At 41.8% G+C, this 21,138-nt stretch carries 22 protein-coding genes; 7 read left to right on the top strand and 15 right to left on the bottom strand.

The genetic code is table 11. The features are described 5' to 3' along the window. Positions 1–79 precede the first annotated feature (79 nt). Positions 80–436 (top strand): c-type cytochrome, encoded by a 357-nt coding sequence (locus IMZ28_RS02855; protein WP_197549218.1) that lies wholly within the window; start codon positions 80–82, stop codon positions 434–436. A gap of 9 nt (positions 437–445) precedes the next feature. Here the strand turns inward: IMZ28_RS02855 and IMZ28_RS02850 are convergent, their stop codons facing one another. The 6 genes from IMZ28_RS02850 to dsbD all read right to left on the bottom strand — a co-directional run bounded on the left by IMZ28_RS02850 (position 446) and on the right by dsbD (position 6,794). Further along, positions 446–1,231, bottom strand: coding sequence for a DUF2231 domain-containing protein (locus tag IMZ28_RS02850; RefSeq protein ID WP_197549216.1), 786 nt, complete (start codon positions 1,229–1,231; stop codon positions 446–448). Positions 1,232–1,295: 64 nt separating this feature from the next. Then, on the bottom strand, positions 1,296–1,730 hold the full coding sequence (gene hemJ, locus IMZ28_RS02845) for a protoporphyrinogen oxidase HemJ (protein WP_197549214.1): 435 nt from the start codon (positions 1,728–1,730) through the stop codon (positions 1,296–1,298). After that, positions 1,730–3,277, bottom strand: a complete 1,548-nt coding sequence (locus IMZ28_RS02840; RefSeq protein WP_197549212.1) for an endonuclease/exonuclease/phosphatase family protein — start codon at positions 3,275–3,277, stop codon at positions 1,730–1,732. The genes hemJ and IMZ28_RS02840 overlap by 1 nt, the downstream gene beginning before the upstream one ends. A gap of 10 nt (positions 3,278–3,287) precedes the next feature. Next, positions 3,288–4,058 (bottom strand): thioredoxin family protein, encoded by a 771-nt coding sequence (locus tag IMZ28_RS02835; protein WP_197549210.1) that lies wholly within the window; start codon positions 4,056–4,058, stop codon positions 3,288–3,290. Between the two features lie 2 nt (positions 4,059–4,060). After that, a complete protein-coding gene (locus IMZ28_RS02830; protein WP_197549208.1) occupies positions 4,061–4,930 on the bottom strand; it encodes a CvfB family protein in 870 nt (289 codons plus the stop codon). 85 nt (positions 4,931–5,015) lie between these two features. Next, positions 5,016–6,794, bottom strand: a complete 1,779-nt coding sequence (dsbD, locus tag IMZ28_RS02825) for a protein-disulfide reductase DsbD (RefSeq protein ID WP_197549206.1) — start codon at positions 6,792–6,794, stop codon at positions 5,016–5,018. Positions 6,795–6,933: 139 nt separating this feature from the next. On the opposite strand from dsbD, the gene IMZ28_RS02820 reads away from it, so the two are divergent. Beyond that, positions 6,934–8,880, top strand: a complete 1,947-nt coding sequence (locus IMZ28_RS02820; protein WP_197549204.1) for a thioredoxin domain-containing protein — start codon at positions 6,934–6,936, stop codon at positions 8,878–8,880. After that, positions 8,881–9,927: an FAD:protein FMN transferase gene (locus IMZ28_RS02815; RefSeq protein WP_197549202.1), complete on the top strand. Its 1,047-nt coding sequence runs from the start codon at positions 8,881–8,883 to the stop codon at positions 9,925–9,927. Here IMZ28_RS02815 and IMZ28_RS02810 read toward each other — a convergent pair. The 4 genes from IMZ28_RS02810 to IMZ28_RS02795 are packed head-to-tail and all read right to left on the bottom strand — an operon-like array spanning position 9,813 to position 12,505. Beyond that, positions 9,813–10,256: a hypothetical protein gene (locus IMZ28_RS02810; protein ID WP_197549200.1), complete on the bottom strand. Its 444-nt coding sequence runs from the start codon at positions 10,254–10,256 to the stop codon at positions 9,813–9,815. The two genes, IMZ28_RS02815 and IMZ28_RS02810, sit on opposite strands and share 115 nt — an antisense overlap. Further along, a complete protein-coding gene (locus tag IMZ28_RS02805) occupies positions 10,253–10,726 on the bottom strand; it encodes a hypothetical protein (RefSeq protein WP_197549198.1) in 474 nt (157 codons plus the stop codon). The genes IMZ28_RS02810 and IMZ28_RS02805 overlap by 4 nt, the downstream gene beginning before the upstream one ends. 6 nt (positions 10,727–10,732) lie before the next feature. Beyond that, a complete protein-coding gene (locus tag IMZ28_RS02800; protein ID WP_197549196.1) occupies positions 10,733–11,257 on the bottom strand; it encodes an FMN-binding protein in 525 nt (174 codons plus the stop codon). A 12-nt stretch (positions 11,258–11,269) separates the two neighbouring features. Then, positions 11,270–12,505 (bottom strand): hypothetical protein, encoded by a 1,236-nt coding sequence (locus IMZ28_RS02795; protein WP_197549194.1) that lies wholly within the window; start codon positions 12,503–12,505, stop codon positions 11,270–11,272. Positions 12,506–12,952: 447 nt separating this feature from the next. Here IMZ28_RS02795 and IMZ28_RS02790 point away from each other — a divergent pair, with 447 nt between their 5' ends. From IMZ28_RS02790 to IMZ28_RS02780, 3 genes are read left to right on the top strand one after another with little or no spacing between them, the layout of a single operon-like run. Further along, the gene (locus tag IMZ28_RS02790) at positions 12,953–14,473 is read left to right on the top strand and encodes a DUF1538 domain-containing protein (protein ID WP_197549192.1); all 1,521 of its coding nucleotides are present in this window, start codon (positions 12,953–12,955) and stop codon (positions 14,471–14,473) included. Then, positions 14,470–14,820, top strand: a complete 351-nt coding sequence (locus IMZ28_RS02785; protein WP_197549190.1) for a transcriptional regulator — start codon at positions 14,470–14,472, stop codon at positions 14,818–14,820. The genes IMZ28_RS02790 and IMZ28_RS02785 overlap by 4 nt, the downstream gene beginning before the upstream one ends. Positions 14,821–14,831: 11 nt before the next feature. After that, positions 14,832–15,224, top strand: a complete 393-nt coding sequence (locus tag IMZ28_RS02780) for a CBS domain-containing protein (RefSeq protein WP_197549188.1) — start codon at positions 14,832–14,834, stop codon at positions 15,222–15,224. 26 nt (positions 15,225–15,250) lie between these two features. On the opposite strand, the gene IMZ28_RS02775 is transcribed toward IMZ28_RS02780, so the two are convergent. The 3 genes from IMZ28_RS02775 to IMZ28_RS02765 form a co-directional block, all read right to left on the bottom strand. Beyond that, the gene (locus tag IMZ28_RS02775) at positions 15,251–16,450 is read right to left on the bottom strand and encodes a sensor histidine kinase (protein WP_197549186.1); all 1,200 of its coding nucleotides are present in this window, start codon (positions 16,448–16,450) and stop codon (positions 15,251–15,253) included. After that, positions 16,407–17,060 carry a response regulator transcription factor gene (locus IMZ28_RS02770; protein ID WP_197549185.1) on the bottom strand — a complete coding sequence of 218 codons (654 nt, stop codon included), beginning with the start codon at positions 17,058–17,060 and terminating at the stop codon, positions 16,407–16,409. Before IMZ28_RS02770 ends, IMZ28_RS02775 begins: the two co-directional genes overlap by 44 nt. Before the next feature lie 301 nt (positions 17,061–17,361). After that, positions 17,362–17,661 carry a chorismate mutase gene (locus tag IMZ28_RS02765; protein WP_197549184.1) on the bottom strand — a complete coding sequence of 100 codons (300 nt, stop codon included), beginning with the start codon at positions 17,659–17,661 and terminating at the stop codon, positions 17,362–17,364. Between the two features lie 82 nt (positions 17,662–17,743). On the opposite strand from IMZ28_RS02765, the gene IMZ28_RS02760 reads away from it, so the two are divergent. Further along, positions 17,744–19,084: a BamA/TamA family outer membrane protein gene (locus tag IMZ28_RS02760; RefSeq protein WP_197549183.1), complete on the top strand. Its 1,341-nt coding sequence runs from the start codon at positions 17,744–17,746 to the stop codon at positions 19,082–19,084. Positions 19,085–19,167: 83 nt separating this feature from the next. On the opposite strand, the gene IMZ28_RS02755 is transcribed toward IMZ28_RS02760, so the two are convergent. Then, the gene (locus IMZ28_RS02755) at positions 19,168–20,169 is read right to left on the bottom strand and encodes an IS110 family RNA-guided transposase (RefSeq protein WP_197547621.1); all 1,002 of its coding nucleotides are present in this window, start codon (positions 20,167–20,169) and stop codon (positions 19,168–19,170) included. 331 nt (positions 20,170–20,500) lie between these two features. Continuing rightward, positions 20,501–20,647, bottom strand: coding sequence for a helix-turn-helix domain-containing protein (locus IMZ28_RS02750; RefSeq protein WP_197549181.1), 147 nt, complete (start codon positions 20,645–20,647; stop codon positions 20,501–20,503). Positions 20,648–21,138: the final 491 nt, after the last annotated feature.

The following is a 21,138-nucleotide window of genomic DNA, read 5'->3' as shown; positions in this document are numbered from 1 at the left end:
AATTTATAATTTTATATTTCAGTGATATTTCAAAGCGATACTATATAATTTTTAAAACTTTACCTGAAGGAAAAATAGAATGTTGAAACCTCTTCTCGCAGTACTGCTTACTATATTAAGTATCCAGGCGAACGATACAATGGAACAACTCTACATGAAAAACGGATGCAGTTCCTGTCACGGTATTTATGGAGAAGGTATCGGAGCTTCACCGCGGCTTCAGGGGCAGAGAGAAGATATTCTGCGCAAACGTCTAAAAGATCTGAAAAAAGGGAGAACACGAACTGCTTTCGGCACCATTATGATCTCTTTTGCCAAAGCACTGAGTGATAGCCAGATAGAAGAGATGTCAAAATATCTTGCCGCACTTAAAACAACAGTCAATGAGGAAAGATATGAAATAGAGTATGATCCCGCCGGTGACGGGGGATCTTAGAAAGGGATATTAATGGGTAGCCACTTCAGGCTCTTCTCTCTTTTGAGGGACAACTTCCACCTCAGGGGCTGAGGGGGCTACACTCTCTTTTACCTTATCTGCCTTTTCCTTCACTGCTTCAATAACTTCAGCACTCTTCTCTTCTGCAGCCTTTACTGCTTCCGTAGCACTCTCTTTGGCATTCTCAACTGCATCTGTTAAAGCCTCTTTGACTTCAGCAGCTTTCTCGACTGCTTTTTCCGATGTAGACTTCATCTCTTCCTTAAGCTCATCCAGCTCCTCTTGTGCATCAAAGAGCTCACTGTCAAGCTCCTGAACTCTCTCTACATTCGCACCATATTCGTAAACAAGTTCTCCTCCATCTTTACCCTGCTTGAGAATACCTGCAACAAATACAATAAGCACCAACAGATAGGTAGCTTTCATCAATCCTCTCTGTATCATTGCCGAAAGCAGTTTGAAGATAACAACCACACCTGAAGCCAGAACAAGATATGTACCTAAAAGCTTATGCTCTTTGAGCTCATCCTGTCCAGCCTGTGTCAATGCATCAAATGCCTCTTTTCCGTCAACCGTACCGGTAAGATAGGCTGCTACTGCGGCAACCATACCGATGAGCAGGAGTGTGAACGAGACTACACCGATCGCTCTTTTCTTTGCTATGAGGTTAATGATCTCAATGAGCAGAACAAGAACCGGTATAGCGATCGCAAAATGATCGATCGGAGGATGAAGCAGTGTCGGGACATCGAATGGCAGTTCGATTTGTGGTAATTTTAATGCTGGTAGTTCCATAGCTTTTCCTTAGTTATATATTTGAGTGCAAAGATTATAACACAAAATAATTTAGTTTTATCGCTTAAAACGGTTTAACAACAACCATGATAACGATAAAGATCATCAAAAGTGTCGGTACTTCATTATAGACCCTGAAATACTTTCCTGTCTTATAGTAGGGATTTTCTATCAGTATTTTACGTATCTTGTTAAGTGAGAAACTGTATGCGATCAAAAAAGCAAGAAAAAGCAGTTTAGCATGCATCCATCCTCCGCTTTGAAATATCCCGGGATTTAGATAGAGCATAGCTCCTCCGGAAATGATTGTCGCCCACATAGCCGGTACACCGATATAGTGGTATAGTTTATACTCCTGTACCTGTACCACTTCAGTAAATGCTCTGTTATCTGCATGTTCTCTGTGGTAGATGAAAAGCCTTGGCAGATAGAACAGTACTGCCATCCAGGAAGTAAAACTCATTACATGAAATGCCAAAATCCAAGTGTAATATGCCATTATTTTTCCTTTAAAACCTTAAAATCCCTGTGGCTGTAAACTACAAGCTGCAATGTTTTATAATACCCAAGATGGGCATAGCCTATCTTTAGTTTTGCGCCGTTTTTCGGAGTAAGTTTTCTATTTTTAAAATAGATAGGTATCTTTTTGCTATTGGTGTAAAAATGACGGTTTTTGTACACCCCTTCGATGTTGCGCACTACTTCATTCTGTCTGCCGATAGACAGAGGCATGTAAAAAGGTGCAAGGTCTACCCTCCCTTTTTGGGAAAGCTTTACCATCGCTGTGATCTCCTTCAGTCCCATATAGGTACTTATCTCCTGCACTTTCAGGTCATACTTCTCTCCCTCTTTCATCCCCTGCAGCGCACCAAAAACAAAAATGCCCCTCTCTTTGGGTGACTGCTTAAGCACTGCATAGCGGCCGCGTTTTAACACTACGACGGCATCTTCAAGCACCATTGGCTGAGCCAGTTCTTCCACTTCATACAACTGCCCTATTCTTCCTGTAACACTCTTTTTTACTTCACTCTTTTTCGAAGGGAGATAGGGCTTGGTATCAAACACTGCTACGAGCGGCAGATGGTCGGAATAACCTTTTCCGGTATGCTTTCCTGCTTTCATCTGCCAGCTGTTGATATAACCTTTTTTCGTAAAGAGGTAGTCTCTTTTAAAGACCCTGAAAGAGTCATTGACATAGTCGATACCTTTACCATCGAACATCAAAGCAGGAAGCAAAATATGGTCCAATGTACTTTTGCGTCCGTAGAATTTATGGCTCCAGCGTTCTTTAAACGGTACTTCCAACCATAGATTATAGTGCTTTCCTTTTTCTGCTTTAAGTATCTGTGATTCTGATACCGCTTCATCACCTTCAACGGTATATAAAATATGGTTCAAACCTGTTCTGCCTCCTGTATCATTGAGCCGTTTTGGGAGGGTCAGATATGCATCATAATTGGTATTGAGATCACCTAAGATAATGTACTCTCTGTTTTTTGGCATCTCATCGATACGTTTTTTCAGTACCTTTGCATAAGCAATCCTCTTGCTCTCTTTCCCTTTCCTGCTTTTGGATTTCCAGTGGTTAACAAAAAGTGTCAGCAGTTCATCCTCTATCTCCACTTCTACTTCCAGTATATTACGCACTCCGGGAGTATAGTTTACCTGCAGTTCCTGCTTCCTTTTAATGGGAAAACGCGAAAGCAGTGCCACCTGTATCGTTGTATTATTCTTAGTTGTAATGGCACCGTACCGGTATTGGCACCCTACACGTTCCATCCGTTTTCTGAGAGCTTCAAAAACCTCTGTATTCTCCACTTCCTGCAAAGCGACAATATCAGCATCAAGATCGCACAATACTTCGGCCGTATGATTGAGTTTGATCTCCGCCATTTTTCTATTCCATCCATGTCTACCGGGGATATACTCATCATACTCCAGCCCCTGAAATACAGTATCAAAAAGATTTTCTACATTGTAAGTAGCCACCTTGAAAGGCTTTGCAAAAAGCAGCAAAGGAAGCAGTATCAGAATACTATAACGCAAAAACAATCTTTTACTTCACTTTGCTTTTTACAGAAGACAACAACTCAAGATACTCTTCAACCGTTCCGGTTCCTTCGACCATCTCCAGTACTCTTTTCCCGTCACTGCTGATAAAATAGAATGAAGGAGTACCCAAACGCTTCATTCCCAATGGCAGTTTTTCAACCAGAAGATTCTTTTTAACCAACACAAAGTCTTTGTTGAGTGCAGCTTTCACTTCCGGTTCAACCATCACATTACGATCCATCCAGATACATCCTCTACAGAAAGGAATAAAACCTTCGATCAAAATGATCTTTTTCTCTTTTTCAGCAATACGCAAGGCCTCATCGTAGCTGTATCGTTTCACACCGTGCTCAACCATCATCTTTTCAGCATACTCGTACATAAAGTCAGCCAATGCTTCCGTTTCATCCTCATCAACATTCACCGGTGGCATTTGCGGGAAAATGTGCCGTATCTCTTTTCGCTGTACACTTTTTTCTTTAGAAGGGTATTTCAGATAGTCGGCCAAAAACTCTTCTATCTCGAACTTCTGTCCCTCTGCATCGGTCGTTCGGTCTCCTACCTGGTCTTTGAGTCTGAAAGAGAGCTCTGTGAGTGTTGGCGCTTTGAGTTTCAGGACCGTGTTGTTCTGTTCATAGTTTTGATTCAGTTTTTTTTGTGGAATATAGTACGTATGACAGGAAGCACATTTATTCTCGAATACCTCCTCACCTGAGATCGCAAAAAGTATCGTATTGAACAATAGAATTGTTAAAATCACCACTTTTGTTTTCACGTTCACTCCTCTATTAACCTGATCATATCTTCGAGCAGCTCGATCTTACCGGCTTCAATCAATGCAGTCAGTGTCCGTTTGAAGTTTTTCTTGCTCAAACCAAAGCTTTTCTGTATTGCTTCAGCATCACTTTTATAAGTAAAGTACAATCTGCCGTCTGCCTCTTTGAGAAGCTTTAACACTCTCTCCTCTGCTTGTGTCAGCTTGGCCTGTTTTCCAATAGGCTGCAAGGACATATCAAGCTTTCCGTCTTTCCGTACGGCTTTGACATAACCCTTTTTTCTGTCTCCCACACGGATCTCCTCAAAAACCTCGTTGGAAAAGAGCATTCCTTCATACTTGTTATCGGCGATCACTTTGTACCCAAGCGGTGTTTTGGCAAGCACCAGCATCTCAAGCTGCTTGTTGGGGTGCAGCCCTTTAAGATCACGGTTAAAGTATTTCCCTATCTTCTGCGTACCGTAAAGTCTTCCCGTCTTCTCATCGAGACAGACACGCAAAATGTATTTTTTCCCGATATTAAAATACTCTTTCTGCTGTGAGAGCGGTACAAAGAGGTCTTTGGGTAGTCCCCAGTTGACGAATGCCCCGTAGCTTTTATAGTCCACCACTGTAAAATATCCATACTCCCCCAGCTTCGCATACGGCATTTTGGTCGTAGCTACCGGGCGATCCTCACTGTCGGTATAGACAAAGACATCCAGAAGAGATCCCATAGGCATCTTATCCTCCATGATGTAAACATTGGGAAGCAGTACCTCTTCATAGTCTTTGGCACTCAGATAGTATCCGTAGTCGGTATCCCGCTCTACTTTAAGGGTATTGATCTCGCCTATTTTAATAGTTGCATTTTGGGTTTTTGTTTCTTTCATGGGTTATTCCGTTCTTAAAGTTGTTTCGTGATCTTCTCACGATCTGGTTAGAAAATTATAGCGTAATTCTCAGGAGGTGCAAAAGCTATTTTGCAACCTCTTCAAGATGGTCGGCGAAATCCTGTGGTTTGATGAATCCGGTCAGACTCTTCTGTGGAAGGAAGTTATTATCTTTGTCAAAGAAGATGATATTCGGTGTCCCAAAAAGTTCAAATTTCTTCAAGAGTGCTTTCTCTTCATCTGTATTATCTGTGACATCCACTTTAATGAAAGTGAACTTCTTGAGCTGCTCCTGAACCTTCGGGTCCGGGAAAGTAATCTCTTCAAGCTCGGTACATGCAGTACAACTCTCTTTACCAAAGTCAACGACCACCGGTTTATCCGAAGATGCAACCTCCTTAAGCAGACGGTCGATACTGTAACCACGGTGGCTGTTCTTCTCTTCTGCTACGGTAACCGCACTGCCTTTAGAAGAGGTGAAACGCTCAAACGGCCTGAGCATCGAACTTGCACCGCTCAATGCACCAATAAAGAGAGAAGCCCCATAGAGCATCAATACGACTGCAAAGAGCTGGAAAAGCTTTTTGGCTCCCTTCTTTTTGTCACTGTCATCAAAGAGACCCATATAGAGTGCTGATCCCATGAAAAGCAGTGCCCAAAGTATCAGAGTAATACTGTCAGGCAGTATACGGCCAAGCATAAAGATGGCAAGGCCGAGCATCATCACACCGAAGACCTGCGAAATCACTGTCATCCAACCGCCAGGTTTCGGCATGAACTTCCCTGCCCCGATACCCACGAGAAGCAGTGGCATACCCATACCTATACTCATCACAAAAAGAGCCACACCGCCCAGTATGGCGTCTCCTGTATGAGAGATAAAAAGGACTGCACCTCCAAGCGGTGGTGCCACACATGGTCCAACAATCAGTGCAGAGAGCACACCCATCACAGCCGTACCGACAAAACCGCCTTTTTGTCCAGCTTCATCGCTGACACGACTGAGCTTACTCTGCCATGAAGCCGGAAGTCCCAGTTCATAGTAACCAAAGAGTGAGAAGGCCAAAGCCACAAACATTGCAGCAAAGACAGTAAGCACCCAGGGGTTCTGCATCGCTGTCTGGATATCTGCACCGACAAGACCGGCAACAACACCTACTACAGTATAGGTCAGTGCCATAGCAACCACATAAACAAGCGAAGTAAAAAAGGCTTTGGCAACGCTTGGTTTTTGATCACCCGACTGCGAAACAATAATCGAAGAGAGAATAGGGATCATAGGGAACACACATGGTGTAAGTGCCAGCAACAGACCGAAAATGAAAAAAAGCAGGATAATGAAAAGCGAGCTTTCACTTCCCAGGACATCAGCAATTTTAGCTGTATTCCCTTCCTGTGTCAAAGAGGAGATCTTGTCAAATATCCCCTGTTCAGCTCCCTTGAATTTAAATGATTTCCTGAACGGCTGATAACAGATACCTTTATCCGAACACCCCACGACTTCGATCTCAAGTGTATAGTCTCCTTTGACTTTTGAGGTGATCTCTTTTACAGGGATCTTCACTATAAGCTCTTTCTCGTACACCATGTCACCGTCAAATTCATGTGCCGGCGGCAGTACCGGTTTGAGTTCCACTTTCCGTGGAGCAATAATACGGTACTTCAAATCATCTTTATAGATATGTATCTTGTCCGCCAATGTCACCTTTGTCTCGATTACATCATCTTTTTGCACTGCGCTGATCTGAAACGCCTCTTCAGGCTGTAGAAACTTCTGCGTCTTTAATGCGCTTGTGAAACCTCCAAAAACCAAACTGTTAAAAAGTAGACTTACAATAAGTAACTTTTTTACCATATTCTGCATTTTTACTCTTTTGTGTTAAACTTTTAGTGTATTCTATTATACTATTCGTGTATAAGCTGTGTAATCTTACCAAAAATGAATTAATCATTTCATAATTGAAGAGAAAAACTAAAATGGTATGACTGAAAGGAATCCGAACTTGCAAAATCATCTCAAGAACGAACACTCTCCCTATCTGCAGCAACATGCTGACAATCCTGTCAACTGGTACCCATGGGGTGAAGAGGCATTTAAAAAGGCACAAAAAGAGCACAAACCCATTTTTCTAAGCATTGGCTACAGCTCATGTCACTGGTGCCATGTGATGGAACACGAATCATTTGAAAATGAAAATACTGCCAAGATCCTCAACAAATATTTCGTCTCCATCAAGGTCGACCGTGAAGAGCGTCCCGACATAGACAAACACTTTCAGGAAGTCTATCAGCTGATGAATGGAAGACCTGGCGGCTGGCCAACATCCATTTTTCTGACAGAAGATCTCAAACCTTTCTACTCGGCTACCTACATCCCCGACGAGCCGAAATACGGTATGATGAGTTTCTCCTCCTTGCTCGAAGTCATCGCTGACAAATATAAAAATGACCGGAACACTCTGGTCGAAGAAGCGGAAAAGATACTCAAACACCTTAATCCGAATAAAGACAAAATACAGGCGACCAAGCTTGACCACAGTATCGTAGGCAGAATTATCGATCAGGCAGGACAGCTCTTTGATCATACAGAAGGCGGATTCAACAAGGCTCCCAAATTCCCACAAGCCTCGACCCTTGACCTGCTTTTGGACCTCTACAGACTTACAAACGACAAAGATGCACTCAATATGGCACTATTTTCTCTCTCCTCTATGGCAAGAGGCGGACTTCGTGATCTTGTCGATGGCGGGTTCTGCCGTTATTCTACCGATAACGAGTGGCTGGTCCCGCATTTTGAAAAGATGACCTATGACAATGCACAGCTTAGTGCCGTCTACCTGAAAGCCTATCATGTTACACAGAACAACTTTTACAGAGAAGTGGCATTTGAGACAATAGACTTCATGCTTGAGAAGATGCAGGAGAAACACCTCTTCTACTCTGCCAGTGATGCAGACACGGAAGGCGAAGAGGGAAAATACTTTGTCTATACCTACGAAAAAGCACTGAAATCCTTTGCCAAAGCAGGTATTCCCTCCAAAATGCATGAAGTATTGGCAAAAGCACTGCATATCACCCCGGAAGGAAACTTTGAGGGTAAGAATATCATACGGGTGGATGATCCTACCAAAACTGACGAAATTCCTTATTACAAAGAGGCGATAGAAGCACTCAGAAAACATAGAGAAGAGAAACGGGTCTATCCCTTCATTGACAAAAAAGTGATTGTTTCATGGAATGCCATGATGATCACCTCTCTTTTCAAAGCAGCCCGTGTCGATGCAAAATACCTCAAACCAGCAATGAAGTCACTGGAAAAACTGCTTGAAAGTATGTATATAAATTCCCAGCTTTTCCACTCCACTCTCATTGGGAAAAAACCTAAGATTCATGCTTTTTTGGAAGATTATGCCTGTCTTGGAGAAGCGCTTATTGAAGCATATGAGAGCACACTTGATGAAACTTATCTCATTTTGGCACAAAAACTTGTCAATGCTGCCATTGAAAAATACTATGCACAGGGTCAATGGAAGTTCTCAAGAGGAGAGTTCGAGACCGATGCTGATATTTATGACAGCTCCTATCCTTCTTCTCTTGCAACTATGGTTGGTGTACTGCATTCCATCTCGTCTCTCATCGATACAGTTTACAAAAAGTTCGTCTTCAAGTCTCTGGAGATACACTCCTACGATGTCATGCGTCAACCCATATCTACACCCAAAATGAGCAAGATGGTCATTCGATATCTCTATGATGATATCATCATCAAAGCAAAAGAAGAAAAACTCAAAAACCATATCAGAGAGCTTGACAAGCTTCCCTATCCTTTTGCCTTTTTCAAGAACGATAACAACGATGGCTTCATGCTCTGCAACTCTTCTGCCTGTTTCGGACATGAGAAAGACCTTAAAGGTATCATAGATGTTTTGGAACGGAGACAGCAAAAGTAGATGAAAAAAACGCTTCTTCTCCTCTTTATGCTCTCTTTGCTAAAAGCAGAGGAGATGCAGCAGCGTATCCGTATGCTGATGGGCACCTACGTAACGGTAACCCTGCCTGCATCCAAAACCACGTTCATCTCCTCAATATTTGAACACATTGCACAGATAGAACACTCCCTCTCGACCTACGATGCTGACGCTGTGCTCTACAATCTTAATCAGCATCACAAAGTACCATACGATGCCCATCTTGCAGAAGCTCTCAGGCTCTCAAAACAGTACTATGCTGAAACTGGAGGCTACTTCGATGTCACCATCGGCTCGGTCACCAAAGGACTTTATCACTTCGGCGAACAGAAGACCTACTCACCCTCTTCTGCACAATTGCAGAAGGCCCTGCGCAACATAAAGGGTATTCACATTGGTAAAGAGGAACTGCGCAGTGATGAGGGGATTGTTATAGACCTTGGCGGTATAGGAAAAGGGTTTAGCGCAGATAAGGCAGCCGTATATCTGCTTGAACACAATGTCACCCGGGGCATCATCGCACTCAGCGGGGACATCCGCTGTCTTGGAAGCTGCGAAATCGCTTTGCAATCCCCTTTTTCCGAGCAGGCATTTGCCCTTGTCAGATCCAAAGTATCTGACCTCTCCGTCTCAACCAGTGGTACCTACCGACGCTATGCAGCCAAAAAAAGCGAACATCACCTTATCAATCCCAAAACAGCTTCGCAGGGGAAGGCCTTCATCTCCGTCTCCCTCTTTACCAGAGCGCACAATGCCAAAATAGATGCTTACGCCACAGCCGTATCTGTCATGCCAAAGCAAAAAGCCCTGGATTTTTTAAAAACACATAAAGAGATAGGTTTCATTGTCATTGATAGTGAAGGAAGGATATATTACGGAAACCTAAAAGGACTGCTTGAAGTCAAATGGCTCTCTTACAAAGAGAAGGCAACCATGCCAAGCAGCAGTAGAAACAAAAAGACAAACAGCACCAAAGCAACAATCTTGACCCACCCCGATACCACAAGCCCGGTCGATATGAGCAGGTAGGCAGCGATATCAAGCAGTGCAGCAGTAAAAAGAAGCATAGCAACTTTCAAAGAAAACTTTTGGGAGATCTTCGTGCTAAAAAGCATAAAGTGTGCCGTTACAAAGATCAACGTACCCATCGCAAAAAGATGGGGTGTGGCGATCTCGACAAACTGATACAGACTCTTTTGTACAGGTGCTGAGACGAGACTGTTCAGTGTCTGTACAATACTGCCGTTCTCACCAAGCCCCTGCCCAAGCAGAAAGAGCCATACTCCGCTAGCGAGGATCAAAAGGGTATAGAGCAGCATATAGCCGATGGGCAGACGATACAATGGATACTTTTTCATTTAAAAAATAGCTTTTTTAAGATCATCACCGCCACATAGGCAGCCTGGAGGTGCCACAATACAAATGCACCCAGCCATCCGTAGATCAGGAATTCACCCCAAAAATAGGCAGCCAGGAGCAGCAAAGGTGCGAACATCCCCGCAATAAACAAGCTTCGTACAATACGCTTTGGTCTGGTCTCTTTGGAAAAGAGCCTGATGTAGATAGAAGTAAGTATCATCAGTACAAAAAGCGTTATAAAGAGATCTATATGCACCTGAAGCAGCAGTGTCTCCAGTAAGATAGGTTCTTCAAAACTCTCCGCATAGCCATAGAGGGTATGAGAAACCGTTTCCATATCCAGTCCAACCACAAAAGCATGCAAAACAAGGTCAAGGCCCAAATAGAACAGTAAGGCTATGACCACTGCCGACATCAGTGTATGCAGCAGTGTTGAGGAAGCAGAATCTTTCGAGACTAGGAATTTCATAGCTTACTACTTGATCGCATACTTGAAAATGGCACGGGCAATACGCGCACCGTCAGAAATGTTTCGTGCAGAGAGTGTTGCTCCACTGATCGTTGGAATATCCTTTCCCATCTGCAGAGGTGCTGAGCCCGGCTTCTCTTTGAACTGTCCCATCCAGGTATTGTTGGGAATGAATTCAGGCGGTTCCTTGAAACCCATAATCTCGGCAAACTTCAATTTGCCTGTATTATCGAAGGCATAGAGTACGGTCGCTTTCTTCGTTCTTACCTTGCGGGCGATCAGTATGCCATATCCTACCGTCTTGTTCCCTCTTAGCAGACTGTAGTAGCGGTAGATCTTTGTCTCAACCTTCGCCCTTGCCTCCTGCTGTATCTTTTTAAAGATCGTTTTATCGAGTATAAGCTGTTTGGGTTCTATGAGATCCACCTTGGGAAAGCTGCCCTTGACAGCCTCTTCTACTTTTGTGTTGACCTTGGCAGAAAGCTGCAGGAAAACTCCCAGCAGCAAAAAGGTGATGATAGTTCTTTTCATAATACTCCGCTCCTAGAAGACAAATCCCAATCCAATAGAAAAGAGATCCTGGCTCTCATTATTTACTTCCTTCATGGCATAGTCAACTTTCAGTACAGCCTGATCTACCGGGAAGAAATTCATACCGATTGTAGTTGTTTTTGTCTTATACTTGTCTTCATTCAGTCCATCCACACTTGATTCGACCGGATTGAACTCTTCATACTGTATAAAGAAAGGCATTTTATATCCAATCTCTGTTACGGAACCTGCATCATATGAGAGGTTCACATAATAACCGCTTCCCTTCTCTGCTGCACCGCTGCCAAGCTTTTCAGCATTGTCAAGGTTTGTCTGCGTATATAGGCCATATACTCTGAACGGTCCGTTTTCATAGTTTGCATGTACATCAAACATCGTTGTTGTCAAACCGGAAATATCACTGGCATCATCTTTCAGATTCGATGCCTCCCCATAATAGACCGAAGCCCCCAAAAGCAAACCATTGATACCGGTATAATCAACTCTGCCGACAAATGCCGGATCGAACGGTGCTTTGGCATGAGACCCCTGTCTGCCATCCCTGATCCAACTTTTATCTGCACTGATCGTGTTGTCATTGTTCAGATTGAGTGCATTAACGACACCAGCCGTATACTCCAACCCGCTATCTCCAAATCTTCCATAAACCAAAGCACCATTCTCATGCCAGGTACTTGGCAGCAGATATTTCTCTACTTCTGGTCTCTGTACCGTATTGAACAATACAGGTTCATGTCTGAGGTTGATCAGTCCCATAGGTACAAGCACATGCCCCAGTCTGAAATTAACCTCCTCTTTCCAGAGAAAATCCAGATACATGAACTCCAAAACGACTTCACCTCCATCTTCTGCATTCGCACCATGTTCAAATTCAATTTCAGCATTCAAGATCACATTGTCACTGAATTTGTATCCAAAATAGGTAATAAACCTATAAACATCCGCATAGTCATCTTTCCCTTCCGGATTAGCATAGTACATTTCGCCATAACCGCCGATAGAGAGAGGATTTTTAGAAAAATAGACTTTAGAAGCTGCCGGTCCCATACCGTTATAGGTTTTTTGGGTATCTACCAGTGTAAAGCCTTCTGTCTGAGTGGCAAGTACCTCTTCGGTCAGCGTTTTATTCTTCTCTTCAAGTACAGCTACTCTCTCTTCCAGTGTCACTGCATTTGCTCCAGTTACCAAAATAGCCGCTATGTTCAATGTACTCATTGTTCTTTTCATGATATTTCCCTTTATTAATTTGATAATTATTATCTAAATCGTAATTTAGTGTGCAAACTTTATCATTCTTTTTCTTAAATAAAAATTAAAATGATAATAATTATTAAAATATGGTATTTCTAATATTTACTCTTTTGGTATAAATGCTGATTGCATATAGAATAATCAGATACATTTTTCTTCTTTACCTACTCTTCTCAATGACAATACCAACTTAAAACAGTTTGATACACATAATTATTGATTGGTTCACAACATAGAAAAAGAACCTTGTTTAAACAAAATATAAATCAGATTGCCAATGAACATAGCCCCTCAAAAGTAGTTGTCCGCCATCTCCTTAAAGAACGTGATAAAATAAAAAAGTTTTTTTATGAAAGAATAAAATAGAACTTATCCCACTGCCTCCTCTTCTAACTGGAAGTTCTCTTGGCTATAATTCTAGCCATGAAAGAAAGTCTAAAGATATTTTCCGGGGATCTGAAAAGCTCCTTTATGGACCTGCTTCCCATCATTATTGTTGTAGCACTGTTCCAGGGAGTGATCATCCGTGCTGTACCGGACAACCTGCTCTCGATTGTAATAGGGCTGACTATTGTTGCTATAGGACTGGCTCTCTTCATTCGTGGACTTGAACTGGGTATCTTTCCTGTCGGTGAAGGACTGGCTGTAGACTTTGCCCGCAAAGGATCGGTCTTCTGGCTCTTAACCTTTGCCTTTACTGTTGGCTTTGCTACAACAGTAGCAGAACCTGCACTGATTGCCATTGCCAACAAGGCAGCTGTGATCTCCCATGGACTTATCGATGCATTCTGGCTGCGTATGACCGTAGCACTCTCCGTTGGCTTTGCTATTGCCCTGGGGACACTTCGTATTCTTCTGGGACACCCTATCGCCTATTATATCATTGGCGGATATATCACGGTCGTTCTCATTACCTTTTTCGCTCCGGCTGAAATCATTGGACTGGCCTATGACAGTGGTGGGGTAACCACTTCTACCGTAACCGTTCCACTCGTAGCCGCATTGGGGATAGGTCTTGCCTCAAGCATCAAAGGACGAAACCCTGCTATCGATGGCTTTGGACTCATCGCTTTTGCTTCACTTACCCCTATGATATTTGTTCAAATCTATGGCATCATCGTCTATAACTTAGGAGACAGCAGTACTCTGATACCTGTTGTTACAGAAGTGGTAGAAAATACCAAAGCCGTTGCTACTGTATATACTTTTTCTGCGATGGATACCTTTATGGAACTCATTGGTGTTATCAAAGATGTCGCACCCATACTCATAGTGATATTCTTTTTTCAGTATATCATCATCAAAAAACCTGTGGCACACTTACACAAGATCACTGTGGGTATCATCATGGTGATCCTGGGACTTTACGCTTTCATTGTCGGTCTTGAAATGGGACTATTCCCTATTGGAGAGACGATCGCCTACCAATTGACCGATATGAAAAACAACCTGCTGATCTACCTATTTGCTTTTCTTATCGGCTTCTCTACAACCATGGCAGAACCCGCACTGCTTGCCATTGCCATCAAAGCAGAAGAGATCAGTGAAGGAAACATCAAGCAGAATATCCTTAGAATAGTAGTAGCATTTGGTGTTGCCATCGGTATAGGCCTGGGGGCCTACCGTATTGTTGCAGGAGATCCTATCCACTACTACATCATTGTAGGCTATATTTTCGTGATCTTCTTTACCTATCTGGCACCCAGTTATATCATCCCTATTGCTTATGACAGCGGCGGAGTAACAACCTCCACTGTTACAGTACCTTTGGTTGCAGCATTAGGGCTCGGATTGGCTGAGAATATCGATGGGAGAAACCCGCTCATTGACGGTTTCGGGCTCATCGCTTTTGCCTCTCTCTTCCCCATGCTGACAGTAATGGGTTATGGGATACATGCAGAATACTATAAAAACAAACAACTAAAACAGGAGGAATTGCCATGAAGTTCACCGCACTTGTTGCCGTCATTCAGGACAAAGACGAAGAGGCTGCCATAGAAATTGCCAAAGAGGCCGGTGCCGGATCAGTGACCATACTGCATGGCAAGACCATAGGACTCAAAGAAAAAAAAGTCTTTTTTGGTCTCACACTTGAAGAGAATGTCTCTGCCCTGCTTTTTGTCCTGCCACGCAAACTTACGATGAAAGTGATGCGTGCTTTACGCCAGGAGTTCGATCTGGACAACCATGAGAATAACGGGTTTACCTTTACCTTCCCTCTCAGTCATGTAACTGGATTGGACACAGAAGAACTCCATAAGTTTGAAGATGATATCAAAAGCATGATATAAAGGAGAATGAAATGTTGGTAAAAAAGGTAATGACCCCAAAAGAAAAACTGATAAGTGTATCCCCTATGGCAACCGTAAGAGAAGCTCTTAAATTAATGAGGAATCATAAAGTCCGCTCTGTCATTGTAGAAAAGACCTCACCTTCGGGTGCCTATGGTCTGGTAACGTTTAAAAATATCCTGCAAAGTATCGTTGCTGAAGACGGTGACATTGACCTGCTTAATGTCTATGACATTGCTACTACACCAGCTTTTTCCGTTTCCGCCGAACTTGACATCAAGTACGCAGCCAAAATGATGGTTACAAGCTCCATTAAACGTCTTCTGGTTATAGACAACAATGAACTTCTGGGTATCTTGACCATGACCGATATTATCGGTATCTTGATGGATAGTGTCGAATAATTGTCAGGGAAAATACAGTTTTGAATCTACTGTTTCATGAGTGGAAAAGTCAAAATAAAGGTACTTCCCACCCCTTTTTCAGACTTTAGATCAATTTTGATCTTATACTGTTTACAGATACCCAGTACAATATTGAGACCTATACCAAAACCGCCGCGCTCATTATTGGCACGTGTATAACGCTTGAAAATATCTTCCTGTACCGTTTTATCAATACCGATACCGGTATCAGATACTTTCAGTACTCTATTCCTGAGTGTTACAGTAATACTGTCTCCCACATCACTATACTTGATCGCATTGGAAAGCAGATTGTCAATCAGGCGTTCGGCAGAAGAGTGTGACATCCTCACCTCTGTAGGCTCCAGGTCGACTGAAACATGAAGATGCTTTGCCTCAATAAGTTCCCTGATATACCCTACCCTCTCTTCGATCACTTTGGCAAAACAAAAGGGTTCTGCTTTCTCCTCTTTCCCCTCTAACCTGTAGGTTAGCGAGCTATACATCATATTGAGACGTTTTGCACTTGCCTCCAAGCGCTTCTTCTTTTTCTCATCTATCCCTTTAAGTGATTGGATGGTCATCAAAATAGCTGATATCGGAGTGTTGAGCTCATGAGTAGTATCGGAGATAAACCGATCGAACGCTTCTATCTGCTCACGTACCGGACGCAGGAATAGACGTCCCAGAAAATACCCGACCACCCCCATCAGCAAAAAAGAGAACAATAGATAGCTTATAATTTTAATACGCAGCTGCTGAAAACTGCCAACTAACTCATTCTCTTTAAGAACAATATAGTGCACACCCATATGATCGCTCTTATCCTCTATTACCGTATAACAGCTATTATCTTTGACATAGAAATCTTTATCAAATCTATCAACCTCATCGATCTCTGAATAGATAGCATCTTGTTCTTTATCATAATAGCCTACATCAAAACGGCAGTGTTTCAGAGAGGCCAAAAAATTAAGCTTGTCAGCTTCATCCATCTCTTTTCCTTTCATTGCCTCCATCACGATCATGGAAGAGAGCATACGCCCCTGGTACATCATCTCAAACTTCATCGCACTCTTCATCGACGCACGGTTATTTTCGAAAAAAAGATACCCGATGATTGCCAACAAAACAAAGACTGAAATCAGATAAAGAGTTAGAAAACGGGAGAGTGACCTGCGTTCATATGATGTTAAAACGATAACCCTCTCCTTTGATGTTGTCAAAATACTCTTTATCAAACATCTTTCTCAGGTTTTTGATATAGGTACGGATGGTCGCATGGGTAGGGACATTTTCATCCTCCCATACATTTTCGATGATCTCGTCACAAGAGATAATCTTTCCCTGATTTTGTACAAAGTATTCCAATACCTGTGCCTCTTTCTGGCGCATCTCAATCACCTTCTCCCCAATATATATCTGATGTGCCTTGGGAATAAACCGCATACCGTTAAACTCTATCTCATCCTGAAGATAATTTGCTTTTGCTATATGTTCGATACGTACCTGCAGTTCTTCAAGATCAAAAGGCTTTTTCAGATAATCATCCGCACCCAACTCAAAGCCTTTTTTGAGGTCATTGATCCCAGCAAGTGAAGTAATATAAATAGCTGGGGTGGTATTACCGATATCACGAAGGTAAGAGAGTATCTCAAAGCCGTTTATACTCGGAACATTCACATCAAGCAACAATAGATCATAATGGCTGTTCCCAATCGCATCGAGTGCCTTTTCTCCATCATAAAAAGAGTTGACCTCATAACCGTTTTCAATAAGAAACTCTTCAATGATCTCCTGCAAGATCACATCATCTTCAAGCAATAATATTTTCAAAAATACTCCTTTTTATCATAAACCATCTGAATAACCCCAATGCTCTCAGCGGATTATGCAAAAAGCTCCAATATCATTGTAGCATAGCTCTGTGCAAAAGAGTACACATAGAGAAAGAGTGTACTTTGGCATAAAAAAAGTAATATATAATAAATTTTATTTTTATAAATCTATTGAACTTGTGGTAAAAAAGGTCGCTATTGTTATGAAAACATGTATAAACAGCGTCCTTTCTACTGTATTGCCACTGAGACCCCTTCGGCGGTGAGCCTATGCGACTGATCTTATTTCAGTCAGTTTTTTAAAAACTCTTTGCATTATTGAACTCTTCGATCTCACTCTCAACCATCGCATCGATCATACGTACATAAAGGTCATTAATAAGGTTTGGAGAGAGATCCAGATCAATAGCCTGTTGACGTACTCTGGAAATAACATCTTCAATTCTCTCTTCAGCTTTTACTTCAGTTACACTTGTTTTGAAATGGGCAATCTGTTTAATATAGTTATTGCGTTTTGCGATCAGTTTCACGATCTCTTCATCCACTTCATCAATCTTCTTTCTCGCTTCTGCAAGGGTATTGCATTTTTCTGTTTTCATTCTATGATCCTCATATAATTATTCATTTAGTTGTGAATATTATATCCTAAAAACTCTAATATGTTTTGGCTATAATTTTTACATGCAGCCAACAAGAAAATTACTCATTCCAAGAATCATCATATCGATTCTTGCAGCTCAGTCACTTAATGCCGGTACAGATATCTTACATACACATACCACCACAGAGCCGGAAGAAGCAGACAGAAAAGATATAATCTATCTTCCTTATCTCTTCTCTTCAGATTCTACAGGTTTTGCAGGTGGGGCAGGGGTTATCAAGAAAGGTCTTTTACAGCCGGAAACTACAGCTATCGCTACGCTTTTCTACGGTACGGAACAAGATATCATTACAAACAGTCAGCCTGATACTGCAAACTTTTCCGGTGGCTTTGCAGCCATTTTTGATTATCTCATCCCCGGTACTGATCGTCTTCTTTTCTCCGTTATGGGTATGAAAAGCCATTTACCAAAAGCACATTACTATCTATACGACCATTCGAACAATTCTGATAAAGAGAGTTATGTAGAGACATCCGGGGATGAAGACTTTATCTACGCTTCGCTTAAATACGTTCTTCCTATAGGAGAGGGAGAGGACAACCCTGATGGAGAGTATACGTTAAAAAATGGTTTTGCCGTTGGTCGACAAGGATACGGTGGAGGCAAACCCTTTATAACAGGAAGAACTTCGGTGGGAATGAGCGGTTTTTATGAACATCATACATTTGAGAACTATCTGCCAGACTCTCCCAGGTCATCAATCGGTTTGCAGAAGTGGGATACCAATGGTCTTCGTTTTTTTATGGAGCATGACAATACAGATTATGATCTGAATCCTTCAAGAGGTTATCAGTTCAAACTGCAATACTCCAAAGATTTTGGCTGGGGTGATTCTCAACAAAGTTGGGATTTCATGGAGTTCAAATACAACCACTATATAAATCTGCCACCCCTCTCATCCACACAACAAAATGTCTTTGCTATGAGCCTCTGGACAGGCTACTCTTTCTCCTGGGACAGAAACAGTGAATTCAGACCGGAAATTGCAGATCACCGTCCGCCTCCATGGGAAGGTGCAAAACTGGGAGGTATGTTCCGTATGCGAGGATACAGTACCGACCGCTTCTCTGACAAAACAGTACTCTATGGCACAGCTGAATATAGAGCCACTCTTAACTGGAACCCCTTTAAAAAAAACAAATATATCCCGGTAGCTGTTGACTGGTTACAGCTTGTAGGTTTTGTAGAAGTCGGCAGGGTCAATGACCACTATAATAGCTCTCTTTTCCAAAATATGAAACTTGATGCAGGTATCAGTCTGCGGGCCATGGCCGTACAGGTACCAGTCCGCATCGATATTGCCTATAGCGAAGAAGGTACAAATATCTGGTTGATGGTCTTCCAGCCATTTGATTTTTAATCCGAATATAGGGGTCAGTTACCACCTTAAAAATCCCTAAAAAAACATAACAATTCTACCAGTTTTTACCAAAAGAATGTATTCTATGCTTTTAGCTGTACTCCTGTGCTTATTTTGTAGCGGTTTTTATTATACACTTCGCCACTTTTATATAAAGAGTGTGCCACGACAATAAGTTTTCTTATCACTGCAATTTGTGCTTGTGTTGTGTGTTTACCATTGGCTTTAAGTCGCTCATAAAATGCTTTCATTTTTTCATTGTGCTTGGTTGAAGCCATCGCAGCCATAAAGAGTGTCCCACGATAGAGCCTGTTGCCTGCTTTTGAGATACGCGTTTGTCCTTTGATTGAAGTACCTGATTCTCTCATCACTGGGTCAAGTCCTGCAAGGGAGACAATTTGTCTTTGGTTGGCATGAGGATATTTGATAAACAGATGAAGCATCACAATACCTCCTATTTTACCTATACCGTCTATGGAGGTAATGGCATTATATTTTTCTTTGAGGTTTTTGCTTTTTTCTATGATGGCATAGACTTGTTCTATTATTTTGTCTTCACTTTTCTTTAGTGCTTTTATCTCTGCTTTGATAGTACGACAGAGTGTCTTACTTCCTTCTTTGGTACTAAGCGATTCCAAATGATTTGAAAGCTGTGTGCGCTGTTTGACCTTAAGTCTGTAATAAACCATAAACTCTTTTATCTCTTCAACCAAGGGATCTATGGTCGGTACTTTTATCTCATTTTCTTTTGCAACTACAATGGCTTCTGAAAGCACCCTTGCATCTATCTTGTCACTTTTGTTTCTCTGTGCAATAGCTTTGGCAAAGTTTCTGGCTTGTTTTGGGTTTGGCATATAAGCCATAATGCCTTTTTGGGCACAGAAACGGTACAGTAAAGCAGAGTAGCTTCCAGTGGATTCGAAGACAAACACCACCTTCTCTATCTCTTTTTTATAAAGTTTTTTAAGTTTGGAGTAGAGTGATTTGAATGCTTTGTCTGTATTTGCTATTTCTAAATCCAACTTTCCCAGCGGTACATACACATTGACGCTTGACTTGGAGATATCTAATCCGATAGAATACATTTGAGAGCCTTTAAAGTAATTTAGAGAGCTCGTTAGCACAGAGGACAACCTCTGTGTGAAAACTGTAGCATCAGCCACACATAACTTGACCTCGTAAAATACAATCTAGCATTTGCCAATTTTCTAAAGAAATGTTTAACTTTATAAAACTGCATTTACTGATTTTGTTACCACTCAAGCTTATAGTGCAACTATCTAACTGACCCTCAAGCTAGTTATGATTTATACGCATAACCGCTTCGGTGACATCCGATGTATTACACCCAACAAACTCTCATTTGTATGGTAGCTAAAATGCTACATTTTTATTATACGAGGTGACAATGACAATTCATTTCCTGCTCCTCTTCACCACACCACCCACAGCCTGTTGTGATATACCCAATACTTTAGCAATCATATGCTGAGAATACCCTTGTTTGTAAGCTTTGACCATCTGCTTGTTTCTCTCTTTTATTTCAATAATATTTCCAAACATATTCTCTAGTTTTCCATATTAGGTTTATTGTCACTATTGGATGTTCCTACCAATGAAGATACTGTTTTGAGTTCTTGGAGTTGTATACTATTACAGGATGCGTTAAAAAGGCTTCTATGCCTCTGTTGATAACATGATAAGTTCTATGCGCGCTCTTCTTGCCATGTTTACGGCTTGGTTGGAGTATAGCGTAGGCTTGATTAAGTTGTCATTGTCACCTCGTATAATAAAAATGTAGCATTTTAGCTACCATACAAATGAGAGTTTGTTGGGTGTAATACATCGGATGTCACCGAAGCGGTTATGCGTATAAATCATAACTAGCTTGAGGGTCAGTTAGATAGTTGCACTATAAGCTTGAGTGGTAACAAAATCAGTAAATGCAGTTTTATAAAGTTAAACATTTCTTTAGAAAATTGGCAAATGCTAGATTGTATTTTACGAGGTCAAGTTATGTGTGGCTGATGCTACAGTTTTCACACAGAGGTTGT

Source organism: Sulfurovum indicum (assembly GCF_014931715.1).
Classification (GTDB): domain Bacteria; phylum Campylobacterota; class Campylobacteria; order Campylobacterales; family Sulfurovaceae; genus Sulfurovum; species Sulfurovum indicum.
Note: the sequence above shows the minus strand (reverse complement) of the source record. Positions and strands in the feature narration are given on the sequence as shown.